The sequence below is a fragment of the Mycolicibacterium agri genome (genome assembly GCF_002553505.1).
Taxonomy (GTDB): Bacteria; Actinomycetota; Actinomycetes; order Mycobacteriales; family Mycobacteriaceae; genus Mycobacterium; species Mycobacterium agri.
The window spans coordinates 1-12818 of sequence record NZ_PDCP01000123.1 but is presented as its reverse complement, the minus strand read 5'-3'; the positions used below and the strand labels follow the sequence as shown (position 1 = coordinate 12818).

General features: G+C 63.7%; 15 protein-coding genes, 1 tRNA gene and 1 pseudogene. 12 read left to right on the top strand and 5 right to left on the bottom strand.

Annotated elements, in window-relative coordinates:
* From CQY20_RS31470 to CQY20_RS36295, 9 genes and pseudogenes are all read left to right on the top strand, one after another.
* The coding region (locus CQY20_RS31470) for a replication-relaxation family protein (RefSeq protein ID WP_207767348.1) at nucleotides 1–426 on the top strand (426 nt) is incomplete at its 5' end.
* Entirely contained in the window at nucleotides 423–1475 is a 1053-nt protein-coding gene (locus CQY20_RS31465) for a DNA-methyltransferase (RefSeq protein ID WP_097944899.1), read from the top strand. The genes CQY20_RS31470 and CQY20_RS31465, both read left to right, overlap by 4 nt.
* A gap of 86 nt (nucleotides 1476–1561) precedes the next feature.
* Nucleotides 1562–1927, top strand: a complete 366-nt coding sequence (locus CQY20_RS31460) for a hypothetical protein (protein ID WP_097944897.1) — start codon at nucleotides 1562–1564, stop codon at nucleotides 1925–1927.
* Between the two features lie 121 nt (nucleotides 1928–2048).
* On the top strand, nucleotides 2049–2669 hold the full coding sequence (locus tag CQY20_RS31455) for an antirestriction protein ArdA (protein ID WP_097944909.1): 621 nt from the start codon (nucleotides 2049–2051) through the stop codon (nucleotides 2667–2669).
* Between the two features lie 150 nt (nucleotides 2670–2819).
* Entirely contained in the window at nucleotides 2820–3212 is a 393-nt protein-coding gene (locus tag CQY20_RS31450; protein ID WP_234816500.1) for a helix-turn-helix domain-containing protein, read from the top strand.
* A 49-nt stretch (nucleotides 3213–3261) separates the two neighbouring features.
* On the top strand, nucleotides 3262–3876 hold the full coding sequence (locus tag CQY20_RS31445; protein WP_234816499.1) for an ImmA/IrrE family metallo-endopeptidase: 615 nt from the start codon (nucleotides 3262–3264) through the stop codon (nucleotides 3874–3876).
* A 43-nt stretch (nucleotides 3877–3919) separates the two neighbouring features.
* Nucleotides 3920–4168, top strand: a complete 249-nt coding sequence (locus CQY20_RS31440) for a helix-turn-helix domain-containing protein (RefSeq protein ID WP_097944895.1) — start codon at nucleotides 3920–3922, stop codon at nucleotides 4166–4168.
* Nucleotides 4155–5531, top strand: coding sequence for a tyrosine-type recombinase/integrase (locus tag CQY20_RS31435; RefSeq protein ID WP_097944893.1), 1377 nt, complete (start codon nucleotides 4155–4157; stop codon nucleotides 5529–5531). The genes CQY20_RS31440 and CQY20_RS31435 overlap by 14 nt, the downstream gene beginning before the upstream one ends.
* A 207-nt stretch (nucleotides 5532–5738) precedes the next feature.
* Nucleotides 5739–6773: pseudogene (locus tag CQY20_RS36295) on the top strand (recombinase family protein); the annotation flags it as partial.
* Nucleotides 6774–6977: 204 nt separating this feature from the next.
* Here CQY20_RS36295 and CQY20_RS35030 read toward each other — a convergent pair.
* The 4 genes from CQY20_RS35030 to pgm form a co-directional block, all read right to left on the bottom strand.
* Nucleotides 6978–7307, bottom strand: a complete 330-nt coding sequence (locus tag CQY20_RS35030) for a hypothetical protein (protein ID WP_163700485.1) — start codon at nucleotides 7305–7307, stop codon at nucleotides 6978–6980.
* 121 nt (nucleotides 7308–7428) lie between these two features.
* Nucleotides 7429–7504, bottom strand: a tRNA-Ala gene (locus tag CQY20_RS31425).
* A 57-nt stretch (nucleotides 7505–7561) separates the two neighbouring features.
* Complete coding sequence (locus tag CQY20_RS31420) at nucleotides 7562–8842, bottom strand: MFS transporter (protein WP_097944891.1); 1281 nt, start codon at nucleotides 8840–8842, stop codon at nucleotides 7562–7564.
* Nucleotides 8839–10485, bottom strand: coding sequence for a phosphoglucomutase (alpha-D-glucose-1,6-bisphosphate-dependent) (gene pgm, locus CQY20_RS31415; protein WP_097944890.1), 1647 nt, complete (start codon nucleotides 10483–10485; stop codon nucleotides 8839–8841). Before pgm ends, CQY20_RS31420 begins: the two co-directional genes overlap by 4 nt.
* 71 nt (nucleotides 10486–10556) lie before the next feature.
* Between pgm and crcB (CQY20_RS31410) the strand changes: the two genes are divergently transcribed.
* From crcB (CQY20_RS31410) to CQY20_RS31400, 3 genes are read left to right on the top strand one after another with little or no spacing between them, the layout of a single operon-like run.
* Nucleotides 10557–10955: a fluoride efflux transporter CrcB gene (gene crcB, locus CQY20_RS31410; RefSeq protein WP_097944889.1), complete on the top strand. Its 399-nt coding sequence runs from the start codon at nucleotides 10557–10559 to the stop codon at nucleotides 10953–10955.
* Nucleotides 10952–11317 (top strand): fluoride efflux transporter CrcB, encoded by a 366-nt coding sequence (gene crcB / locus CQY20_RS31405; RefSeq protein ID WP_097944887.1) that lies wholly within the window; start codon nucleotides 10952–10954, stop codon nucleotides 11315–11317. The genes crcB (CQY20_RS31410) and crcB (CQY20_RS31405) overlap by 4 nt, the downstream gene beginning before the upstream one ends.
* A complete protein-coding gene (locus CQY20_RS31400; protein WP_097944885.1) occupies nucleotides 11314–12366 on the top strand; it encodes a putative PII-like signaling protein in 1053 nt (350 codons plus the stop codon). Before crcB (CQY20_RS31405) ends, CQY20_RS31400 begins: the two co-directional genes overlap by 4 nt.
* 3 nt (nucleotides 12367–12369) lie before the next feature.
* Here the strand turns inward: CQY20_RS31400 and CQY20_RS31395 are convergent.
* Nucleotides 12370–12818 (bottom strand): YceI family protein (locus CQY20_RS31395; RefSeq protein ID WP_133119182.1); only part of this gene is annotated, 449 nt, incomplete at its 5' end.

The following is a 12818-nucleotide window of genomic DNA, read 5'->3' as shown; positions in this document are numbered from 1 at the left end:
CTACGATGCATCACGGACCGACCAACCCCTGGTCGGAATCCAATAGCTCGAGCCTCCGGCGAATCCAGGGCGATTCACCTGACGCTGAAGGCCGATCTTTACGTCGAAATCGCAACCGCGCCAGACAGCGAGTTTGTGAATGCATGGTTCATCGAAGTCGATCTCGGCACGGAGACTATCTCGACACTGCTGAAGAAGTGCCGGGATTACGAGGCCTACCGGCGTTCTGGCATTGAGCAAGCTGACGAGGGTGGCTTTCCGCTTGTTGCCTGGAGCGTGACCCACTCTGACCCGAGCAAAGGTCAACAGCGGCGCCTCGCTTTGCAAGCGGCGATCGAGCGTGATCGCACCCTGACGCCCGAACTGTTCCGCATTGTCGCGCCGGATCAGCTCGTCTCGCTGCTGCGGGTAGGAGGCGCATCATGACGGCCTCCCGCAACGAGCTGCTGATCGGCGATGCCCTCGACCGATTGCGTGAACTCCCAGACGACTCGGTCGACATGGTGCTCACCAGCCCGCCGTACTTCCGGCTGCGCAACTACGCTGCACGCGGACAGATCGGCCTCGAGCCGCATGTGGATCAGTGGGTAGACCAGCTGGCCGACATTTCCGCGGAGATTCGCCGCGTCCTGGTGCCCACCGGCACCTTCTGGCTCAACCTCGGCGACACCTACTCGACGCATCACTCCCAGGGCGCCAACCGCAAGAGCCTACTGATGGCACCCGAACGCTTGGCGCTGCGCCTGCAACAGACCGGCTGGATCATCCGCAACAAGATCGTCTGGGCCAAGACCAACCCCATGCCCACGAGCATCAAGGACCGGCTCAGCTGCAGCTACGAACCGATCTACGTGTTCGCCAAGCAGCCCACGTACTTTTTCGACCTCGACGCCATCCGCCAGCCGCACCGCTCCGCGCTATCGAAGCCGTCCGCGATGAAGCAGCGTGGAGACGAATCATGGCGTGGGCCCAACGCGGACAGCGAACGTGGCCTGGACGCGCTCAAAGCGCAAGGCCTCGTGGGGCATCCACTTGGCAAGAATCCAGGCGATGTCTGGCAGCTCTCCAGCAGTAACTACCGCGGCGCGCATCACGCGACGTACCCCGTCACGCTGGCCCGCCGAGCAATTCAGGCGGGGTGTCCTGAGGCCCGATGCGCGCATTGCCTGCTGCCCTGGCGTCGCAGGGTCATCCGGGCTATCGGTGGCACGGCGGTACGGGCATCCCTCGCACCCACCTGCGACTGCGATGCCCCACGCGAACCCGGACTGGTCCTGGATCCTTTCATTGGCAGCGGCACCACCGCGGTAGCCGCCGAGGAACTCGCTCGCGACTGGCTCGGCGTCGAGTTGAATCCTGACTTCGCCGCGATGGCGAGGCAACGGATCTCCGACGCACGAGAAGGTCGTGAAGTACCTAACAAGCCACACCAGCGGGACGACACCCGCGCTGGACCCGAGGAGCGCGCCGCATGACCGGCACCGCGCCTCATCGGTGTCATGCGGTCGTACCTGTAAGCGCAGGAAGCGCTTACCGGCCGCACAGCACCGAGGAGGTCGCAATGTCCGCACCGAACGAGTCCGCCAAAGGCGTCAAGACCCTTGGCATCAGGCTCCAACCGGACGTGCACGCCCAGCTGAGCTTCATCGCCCAGCTGCGTGACGGCACCATCACCGACGAAATCCAGATCGCGATCGCGGCGCACATCGCTTGCGCCAAAGACGATCCGGACCTGGCTGGCCGCGCCGCTGAAGCCCGCGCCGAAATCGAGCGTGAAGCAGCGGCCCGGCAGCAGGCAATCGCCACGCTGTTCGACGGCACCGGCGAAACATCGCCAACAAGCGGCGAGTCGGGTGGTAGCGCTGCCGGGCGGTCCCGGCCCACCCGTCGGGGCCAGAAAGGAGGCGAGAGCCCACCTGAGGGCTGATCGGCCTACTCCTGGTGCAGGGGGCCGGCGGGGAGCAGACCGGGCGCAAGCTCACTGCTCCCTGACCGGCCCCACACACACCAACACGACCATCTAATCGAACTAAAGGAAGGAGGTGATGATGAATGAGCAACAACCACAAACCAATCCAGGCGACCAGCCATCGGATAACTCAGAAGCGCTGGCCGGCCACGAAACGGAGCCGCGACCGTCGCCGCGTATCTATATCGCCAGCCTGGCCGACTACAACAACGGCTACCTGCACGGCGTCTGGCTGGACGCCGCCCGTGAGCCCGAGGCCATCCACGACGACATCCAAGGCATGCTGGCCGAGTCCCGGCAGCCCGACGCCGAGGAGTTCGCGATCCACGACTACGACAACTTCGGCGTGTGCCAGATCCACGAATACGACTCCATCGAGCTGGTGTCGCGGATCGCACGCGGCATACAAGAACACGGTCTTGCCTTCGCCGCCTGGGCAGAGGTCAACGAAGGCAGCCCCGAACGGTTTGACGACTTCGCCGAGGCCTATCTCGGCCACTTCGACTCGCTCACGGACTACGCCGACCATCTCCTTGATGATCTCGGCTATACCAACGAACTCTCGCTGCTGTCAGAGTCAGTCAGGCGATACCTTCGTTTCGACACCGCGGCAATGGGGCGAGACATGCTGTTTGGCGGCGATATCCATTCATATCCGGCGCCAGACGGTGGCGTGTGGATCTTTGATGCGCGTATGTAGACGACTGGTAACAACGCACTGTCAGCGCAACTCACTACTGGGCAAGCATGTAAGACTCGGCTATACAACGGATTTCGCGTCATCGGACGGTCCGGCACCATTGAAATTTCTCAACAATTCGTTGTATAATGTGAAATACAAAGAGAGACAATGGAAATGGACTCAGAACAGCTACAGCGACTTGGAGACCTACTCGTATCAAAACGAGTCGCTGCTGGCCTTAGTTCTGCCGAAGTCGCACGCCGAGCTGGCGTTGACAAGGCAACGATATCGCGCCTCGAACGCGGGATCGCCAGCCCGAAAGCCGGAAGTTTGCAGGCGATCGGTGACGTGCTTGGCATCCCGGCGAGCGATCTGTTCGCAATTGCAGGTTGGGTACCGCCGAAGGAACTCCCGACCATCAAGCCGTACCTGCGCACAAAGTACCGACAACTCCCACCTGAAGCCATGCAAGAGATCGAAGCCCACTTCGCCGAACTTGCCAAGAAGTACGGCGTCAGCTTCGACCCGAACAATGGCCCACGCGACGGCCAAGACGAATAGCGAACGCACCAAAGCAATTAAGCCACCCACGATGGAGGAAGGAGGCACCGTGCATAAGAAACATGAAAGAGAAGCACCACCGCACAGCGTCCTCGGAAGCCTCCGAGCCCTCATCCCGACACATGACCGTGTCGCGTTCGCCGAGGCCCTGCGCGTTGCCGAGCAGCAGGCTAACAAGCTGCTGCACCTACATGGACACCCCAAGCTACCGATCCCGGCCGAACTCATAATGGAGTTGCCCAAGGTGACCGTCGAATATACCCGGCACATCGTCTCCGGCGCGACCTTCTGGCATCACCACCGCCAAACATGGATCATCCATCTCTCGCGATCTGACTCACCGCGCCGCCAACGCTTTACCTTGGCCCATGAGTACAAACACATCATCGACCACGGGCGACATCACTTGCTGTACAAGGGCACGCGAAGGACGACCGCCGAGACCCAAGCAGAGCGGGCCGCGGACTACTTCGCCGGATGCCTCCTCGTGCCCCGCCAACTGCTCAAGCGCGCCTGGCACAACGGCGTCACGCAGACCCACAGGCTCGCCGAGCTCTTTCACGTCAGCGAGCAAGCCATCGAGGTCCGACTGCGGCAATGCGGGCTGGTCCACAACAAGCGTCGTGGGCTGGGATCGCTTGCGTTGGAGGACTTCCCGTCATGACAGTTCCAGCGGGACATAGATCAACTTAAGTAAAGGAGGGAGTATGACTCAACAACCACTCAATTCTTACACAAGCAACATTGCAGACCTGCGAAAGGATGGTCCGCTGCTTCTCAGCGTCGAAGAAGCCACCAAGGCGCTTGGTATTAGCCGCTGGCAGTTCTATCAAATGGTATGGGCACAGGAGCTTCCAACTATAACGATTGGTCGACGCCGCTTGGTGCCTGCGCAGTCGCTCCACGAGTTCATCAAGAAGCGGCTCGAGAAGGAGAATCCGAATGTCAGGGCGTAGATACGGCGAAGGCACGATCTACAAGCGCAACGATGGCCGCTGGGCGGGTTCAGCCTACGTCAAGGTCACGGGTGGCATCCAGAAACGCCTTACTGTATACGGCCGAACCCGAGAAGACGCTCACAAGAAGCTCCTCGCCCTGCTTGACAAGTCTCGTAGCGGGATTGCGCTTGCGTCCCGACAGTGGCGCGTCGGCGACTATCTCGACTACTGGCTCCCGATCGTCAAGAGCACGCGGCGTCCGCTGACGTATATCCAATACGAGTCGCTGTGCCGGTTGTACATTCGCCCCCGTCTTGGCACGAAGCTCCTCAGCGCACTTTCGGTTGCCGAGCTGCAGGCGTACTTCCACCACCTGCAGCAGAGTGGCGTCGGGTCGCGCACAATCCAGAAGCAGCGGACCGTTCTTTCCGCGATGCTCACGCACGCGCAGCGTGAAGACATTGTGATGCGCAATGTGGCTCGTCTTGTGGTGCTGCCATCGTTCGAACGCAAGGAGATCCGCCCGTGGACAGAGAACGAAGTCGGGCGCTTCCTTGCGGCTGCCACCGGTAACCGGTTCTACGAAGCCTTCCTGCTGCTCGCGCTCTACGGCCTTCGTCGCGGCGAGGTGCTCGGACTGCGCTGGCGTGACATTGACCTCGCGGACAACGTGATTCAGGTCCGCCAACAGATTCAGAGCATTCACGGCAGGCTGTCCGTCGAACCCCTCAAAACGCGGACCAGCCGACGCGCTCTTCCTCTGCTGCAAGTCGTCGCCACCGCACTAAAGCAGCGCTATGAGCAGACGACCCCGCCTCCGCAACCTGACGACTTGATCTTCCGGTCGCTTACCGGCACGCCCGTCGACCCGCCACGCCTGCTGAAGACCTTCTACCGGCTGTGTGAACAGCAGCAGTTGCCTCGTATCACCCTCCACCACCTCCGCCACACGACGGCGACGTTGCTGAAAAAGCTGGCAGTACCGGCACGTGACGCCCAACTCATCCTTGGTCACTCGAATATCTCCACGACACAGGAGATCTACCAACATGCGGATATCGATGGACAACGAGCGGCGCTCAGTCGCCTCGCTCAGTTGGTGACGGAAGCAGGCAGCAGTGACAATAGCTGTCAAAAACAGCTGTCAGACAACGAAAATGGACCCCATTCAGGGCCCATTTCCACTCGAATTACCTCTGGTAGCAGCGGCTGGGATCGAACCAGCGACCTTAGGCTTATGAGCTATGTCAGGTATTGGTTCGCTTGTCAAATAACAGAGAAATACTTGTTAGTGGACAGCCACCGCCGGCAGTGGAAAATGGGTATAGCTGCTGTCAAAAATAGCTGTCAGTTACCTGCGGAAACTCGTGGATCGTGGTGAAACGACTTCGGGGGGACAACCAGCGTAACGCCGCACCGCGACGCCTAGGTAGCCGTCTTCCGTCAACGCCCCAAATTCCTAGTACCGCAATAGCATTGGAAGTATCAACCCGATATTGCCCGGCCGAAGTGCAGGCCGCAATTTGTCCATCCATCGCCCACGACCGATAGGAGTTCCGTTGTTCGAGTTGCATGTTCGGATGCCGCGATGACTCACGTCGCCATCCAAGGAGTGCCCGGCAGAGAGACGGCTGCCAGAGTCGCTGTGTCCTACGCCCGCGTCTCAACAAAAGAGCAAGCCGAGCGCGACGGCGACCCAGAGGGCTACTCACTGCCCGCACAGCTGGAAGCCAATCGTCGCAAGGCGGCATCGATCAACGCTGTGGTCGTCGAGGAGTTCGTCGAGCGGGGCGAGTCCGCCAAGTTCGCCGACACGAGGCCAGAATTGCAGCAGATGCTCCGCTACATCCAGGAACATGCCGTCGACTACGTGATCGTCCACAAAGTGGACCGGCTCGCCCGCAACCGCCTCGATGACGCGCAGATCCACCTGCAGATCAAAGAAGCTGGCGCACAGCTCGTTTCGGCAACGGAAAACATTGACGAGACACCATCAGGCATGCTGCTGCACGGCATCATGAGCTCGATCGCCGAGTTCTACAGCCGCAATCTCGCTTTTGAAGTCGTCAAAGGCATGGAACAGAAGGCCAAGATCGGTGGCACACCAGGCAAGGCCCCGCTCGGCTACCGCAATGTCCGTGTCATCACCGAAGACGGCAGCGAAGTCCGGACAGTCGAGATTGACCCTGACCGTGCCCCGCTGATCACCTGGGCCTTCACCGCCTACTCGACCGGCGACTGGACACTCAAGAATCTCGCTGCCGAACTCGAACGCCGTGGCCTGACAACCCGACCAACACCGCGCACGCCCGCCCGGCCCGTCAAGTACAACTCCCTGCACAAAATTCTCTCCACGCCGTACTACAGGGGCGAAGTGACGTACCGAAGCGTCCAGTACCCCGGCCGCCACCAGCCGCTGGTTGACGAAGCCACATGGAAGCGCGTGCAAGACGTGCTCGCCTCGCACGCCACCGGTGAGAAGCAACGGGAGCACCCGCACTATCTCAAATCCAGCGTGTTCTGCGGCGGCTGCGGCAGTCGTCTGATCGTCACCATGTCGAAGAACCGCCACGACACCGTGTATCCGTACTTCATCTGCCTCGGCCGTCACCAGAAGTCAACCAACTGCACCCAGCGGGCAATGCTGATCTCCCTAGTCGAAGAACGCATCGAGGAGCACTACCAAGACCACCAACTCGACTCGCAGCTGCGCGACCAGATCGAGGCCATGCTGCGCGACGAGCTGTCATCAATGCAACGAGTTGCGGAGGCGGACAAACACCAGCTCCGGACACAGAAGGAACGGCTCACCAACGAACGGTCCCGGCTACTCCAAGCGCACTACGCCGGTGCCGTACCACTCGATCTGCTCAAGACGGAGCAAGACCGTATCGCCCGGCAACTCGGCGCTATCGAGACACGGCTGTCGGCCGCAAACATTGAATCGGACAAGTTCGAGACTTGCTTGCGAGTGGCACTCGACTACGCCACCCACTGCTACAAGGCGTACATGCGCGCCGCCCCGCAGGAGCGCCGCCTCCTGAACCAGGCGTTTTTCACTCACATCTACGTGCACGAAGACGACGTCCAGACGGAGCTGGCAGAGCCGTTCAAGACGCTGCTCGGCAATGAAATGGCCGATGCTGCCCGGTGCCATGCAATCGCCGCATACGCCTCTGGCAGCACGCAGCCGGACAATTCATCGAGCACGGCTAACGTTCCCTGCCGCGAGAACGAAAAACCCGCGCACAATGGCGCGGGTTTGAAAGAAACGTCTTTGGTGGAGCTAAGGGGACTCGAACCCCTGACCCCCACACTGCCAGTGTGGTGCGCTACCAGCTGCGCCATAGCCCCGCGAAAGCGTGCCCATCGAAGTTACACCACCTGGGGCTTTGCGTTCAAAACGGCTGGCTAGGGGACCTCGCCGCCGGCCTCGGGGCCGATCGCCCGCATCGGCGTGTGCTCAGCGGGCGGCCTGCCGCGGGTCTCGGGCGCAAAGGCCCAGCCCACCGCCGCGAGCGCCAGCACGGCACCGCTGACGAGGAAGGCCGCCGCGTACGACGCGTGCTCGGCCACCTGCCCCACCGCCAGCGAACCGACGATGGAGCCCAGGTCGGCCATCATCTGGAACGTCGCGACCGCCGTGCCGCCGCGGGCCTTGTTGCCGACGACGTCGGCGACCGCGGCCTGCTGCGGGGATACGAAGACTCCGGTGGCCGCGCCCGTCACGTAGGCCGCCGCCAGGAACACCGGCACCGACGACGTGAAGCCGACCAAGACCGTGGACAGCGCAGCCACCGTCAGCCCGACCAGCAGCAGCTTGCGCCGCCCCACCCGGTCGGACAGGTAGCCGCTGGGGATGACCGCGGAGATGTTGCCGATCGCGAAGGTCGCCAGCGCCAACCCGGCGAAGCCCGCACCGCGGTCGAGCGCCTCGACGACGAACAGCGGCACCAGCGCGATCCGCAACCCGAACGCCGCCCATCCCGTCGCGAAGTTGGAGAACAGTGCCGCCCGGTACGCCGGATGTCGCAGCACGGTGCGCACCGAAACCGTCGGCTCGGTGCTCTCCTCCCGCGCAGCCACCGGCGAGTGCCGCAGGCTGACGAATACCACCGACGCGGCAACCAGCAGCGCCACGCCGTAGATGACGAACGGCGCGGACAAGCCCAACCCCGCCGTCAAACTGCCGAGTACCGGCCCGCCGACCGACCCCACGAGGAACCCCGACGAGAACATCCCCGCCACCCGCCCGCGCGCATCCGGCGGCGATATACGGATCATCAGCCCCAGCGACGACACCGTGAACATCGCGGATCCCAATCCACCCAGCGAACGGAAAAGCAAGAGCTGCCAATAGGTTTCGGCGAACGCGCAGGCGCCGGTCGACAACGCCACGATCAACAGGCCGCTGACGTAGACCCGCCGCTCCCCCATGCGCTGCACCATCACGCCGGCCGGCGGCGCCGCGACCAAGCGCAGCAACGCGAACGCCGTGATGACGAACGTCGCCGCGCTGATGCTCACGCCGAAATTGCGCGCAAACTGCGGAAGAACCGGTGCGACAACGCCATAGCCCAGCGCCACCACCACATTGGCCGCGATCAGTACCCAGACTTCACGGGGCAGCTTGGACTTTGGCTCAGGTTCGGTTGTGTCGCAGCGACACTCCCCCTCCGCAGGCGAACTCACGAGATGACCTTGTTCACCACTTCGCGCGCCGCTTCCTGCACCTGCGCCAGATGTTCTGGACCCTTGAACGACTCGGCGTAGATCTTGTACACGTCTTCGGTGCCCGAAGGCCGTGCCGCGAACCACGCGTTCTCGGTCGTCACCTTCAGTCCGCCGAGCGGCGCGCCGTTGCCGGGAGCCGTCGTCAGCTTCGCAGTGATCGGCTCACCGGCCAGCTCGGTCGCGGTCACCTGTTCCGGCGACAACTTCGCCAGCCGTGCCTTCTGCTCACGGTCGGCGGGCGCGTCGATACGCGCATATGTTGGGGCGCCGTACTTTTCGGCCAATGCCTGGTAGCGCTGCGACGGCGTCGCACCGGTCACCGCCAGGATCTCTGACGCCAACAGGGCCAGAATGATGCCGTCCTTGTCGGTGGTCCACGTCGACCCGTCGCGACGCAGGAACGACGCTCCCGCGCTCTCCTCACCGCCGAATCCGATGCTGCCGCTGATCAACCCGTCGACGAACCACTTGAAACCGACCGGGACCTCGACCAGCTCACGGCCCAGGCCGGCGACGACACGGTCGATGATCGACGAGCTGACCGCGGTCTTGCCGACGGCGGTCGACGGCGACCACTCCGGCCGGTTGGAGTAGAGGTAGTCGATCGCCACCGCCAGATAGTGATTGGGGTTCAGCAGCCCGCCGTCCGGGGTGACGATGCCGTGCCGGTCGGAGTCGGCGTCATTGCCCGTCGCGATCTGATACGCGTCGGGGTCGGCCTTCATCGCCCGAAGAAGCCCAGCCATCGCGTTCGGCGAGCTGCAGTCCATCCGGATCTTGCCGTCGGTGTCCAGCGTCATGAACCGCCAGGTGGCGTCGACCAAGGGGTTGACCACCGTCAGCTCCAGGTTGTGCCGTTCGGCGATCGCCCCCCAGTAGTCAACGCTGGCCCCGCCCAGCGGGTCGGCGCCGATGCGGATCTTCTCCGCGCTGATGGCGTGCATGTCGACCACATTCGGCAGGTCATCGACGTAGGCGTTGAGGTAGTCGTGACGCTGCGCGGTCTGCAGCGCCCGCGCCAGCGGCACCCGCTTCACCGCCTTGATCCCGTCGCGCAGGATCTCGTTCGCGCGTTTGGCGATGGCGCTGGTCGCGTCGGTGTCGGCCGGTCCACCGTTGGGCGGGTTGTACTTGAACCCGCCGTCGCGGGGCGGGTTGTGCGACGGCGTGACGACGATGCCGTCGGCGAGATCACTCGAGCGGCCGCGGTTGTACGTCAGGATCGCGTGGCTGACCGCCGGCGTCGGCGTGTAGCGGCCAGCCGAGTCGATCATCGCCACAACGTCATTGGCTGCCAGAACCTCCAGCGCCGACACCCACGCCGGCTCCGACAGCGCATGGGTGTCACGGCCGATGAACAGCGGGCCGGTGGTCCCCTGCGCCTTGCGGTACTCCACGATGGCCTGCGTGGTCGCCAGGATGTGCGCCTCGTTGAACGCCGCATCCAGGCTCGACCCCCGGTGCCCGGAGGTGCCGAACACCACCTGCTGGTCCACATTGTCTGGATCGGGCTCGACGGTGTAGTACGCCGTGACCACCGCAGCCACATCGATGAGGTCTTCGGGTTGCGCCGGCTGTCCGGCACGTGGATTGGCAGCCATACCGCCGATTCTGCCCCGCCGGAATCCGTGCCGTACGGCGGTCCGGTACCTCGACGGCGATACTTTTGCTCATGCCCAAATTCGACGGACGTGAGCTGGCCGCGGTCTTCGTCGGCGGCGCGCTGGGGACCCTGGCCCGGGCCGGGCTGGAGGCGTTAGCCGCGCCCGATCCCGGCCGCTGGCCGTGGCCCACGTTCACCGTCAACATCGTGGGCGCGTTCCTGCTGGGCTACTTCGTCACCCGGCTGCTCGAACGTTTGCCGGTATCGAGCTACCGGCGACCGCTGCTTGGCACCGGGCTGTGCGGCGGGCTGACCACGTTCTCCACAATGCAGGTGGAGACCATCGCAATGCTCGAGCATCACCATTACGGCCTGGCCGTCGGCTACACCGCCGCAAGCATCGGCGGAGGGCTACTCGCGGTCTACGTCGCCACCGCCACGGTCAGGCGGGTCAGGGTGCGCCGATGACAGTCGCCGTCTGGATGGGCGTCGCGCTGCTCGGTGGCGTGGGCGCGGTGTGCCGCTTTCTGATCGACCGAGCGGTGTCGAAGCGCATCTCCCATCCGTTTCCGTCAGGCACCCTCGTCGTAAACATCTCCGGGGCCTTGCTGCTCGGTTTCCTCGCCGGCCTGGCGCTCAGCGCGCATATGGCGCTGCTGGTCGGCACCGCGTTCGTCGGCTCCTACACCACGTTCTCGACGTGGATGTTCGAAACCCAGCGCCTCGGCGAGGAGCGCCGGGTGGCCGCGGCATTCGCGAACATCGCGGCCAGCGTGGTGCTGGGTTTGGTCGCGGCTTGGCTAGGTCAGAGCATCGGAGCCGCGCTGTGACCGACTACCTCAAGCTCACAAGCTACTTCGGCGAGCGCGCGCGGCACGGCGACCGTTTCCTATCCGACGCGCTGCTCGACCTTTACGCGGAGAACGAACTCGCCACCAGCGTCGTGCTGCGCGGCATCGCCAGCTTCGGCCCACAGCACGTGCTGCGCACCGACCGGTCGCTGAGTATGTCGGAGGATCCGCCGGTCGCCGTGGTCGCCGTCGACACCGCCGACAAAATGGCAGGCCTCGCCGATCAGATCTGTGCCATGGTCCCCCGCGGCCTGGTGACGCTCGAACGCGCCAACTTCGGCGGGGCGGCGTCCATGCCGGAGACAGCGAAGCTGACCATCTACGTCGGGCGGCAGGACCGCGCGGATGGACAACCTGCCTACCGCGCGGTTACCGCCGCGCTGCATCGGCACGGATTCGCGGGCGCGACGGTGTTTCTCGGCGTCGACGGTACCGCCCGCGGCCAACGTAAACGGGCGCGCTTCTTCAGCCGCAACGTGGGCGTGCCGGTGATGATCATCGCCGTCGGGACCGGCCAGCAGGTGCTCAATGTGGTTCCCGAACTCGAATCGCTGTTGAGCGAACCGCTTTTCACGGTCGAGCGGGTGCAGCTATGCAAACGGCACGGCGAGCTTCTGACGCCGCCAGCGGCCCTACCGGCCACCGACGACCGCGGACGCGCATTGTGGCAGAAGCTGATGGTGTACACCTCCGAAGCTGCGCTGCACGACGGTATGCCGATTCATCGGGCGATCGTTTCGCGGCTGCGCGAGACTCGCGCAGCCAGCGGGGCGACTGTGCTGCGCGGCATTTGGGGCTTCGACGGTGCACCTGAACCGCACGGGGACAAGTGGATTCAGGTGGCGCGCCGAGTTCCGGTGACGACGGTCGTCGTGGACGCACCAAACCGCATCGCGGCCAGCTTCGCGATCATCGACGAAGCCACCCGCCGAGAAGGCCTCGTCACCAGTGAGCTTGTGCCCGCGCTGATGTCGATCGACGGCGCGGAACGACGGGGTGGCACCGCTCTGGCGCACTACGACTATTGACCGCTACTTCTTGGCCAGGTTCACCAGGGTTTCGATTGTGCCGGTCGGTTGCACGGTGACGAAGCCGGCGAAATCCGGTGGCGTGACACCGAAGTCCGTCCATGTGACGGGTACGGAGGCGGTGGCGATGACGGTGTCTCCGGCTCGCTTGACGTTGACTCTGGCGACGACGTCGCGCGTTGTGCCTTTGATCGTCATGGCGCCGGGAACGTCGACCGACACGGCCTCGCCGGACTCGGGCACCGCACTCAAGTCGACGGGTTCTGTCGATTTGAACTCGGCCGTCGGGTATCTGGCGACGTCCATGATGTCCTCGCCGCGGAACTGGCCATCGCGTGCACTTTCCGGCGACGTGATCGATGCGACGTCGATGGTTGAATCGCCCTGGATTCGCCGGAGGCTCGAGCTATTGGATTCCGACCAGGGGTTGGTCGGTCCGTGATGCATCGTAG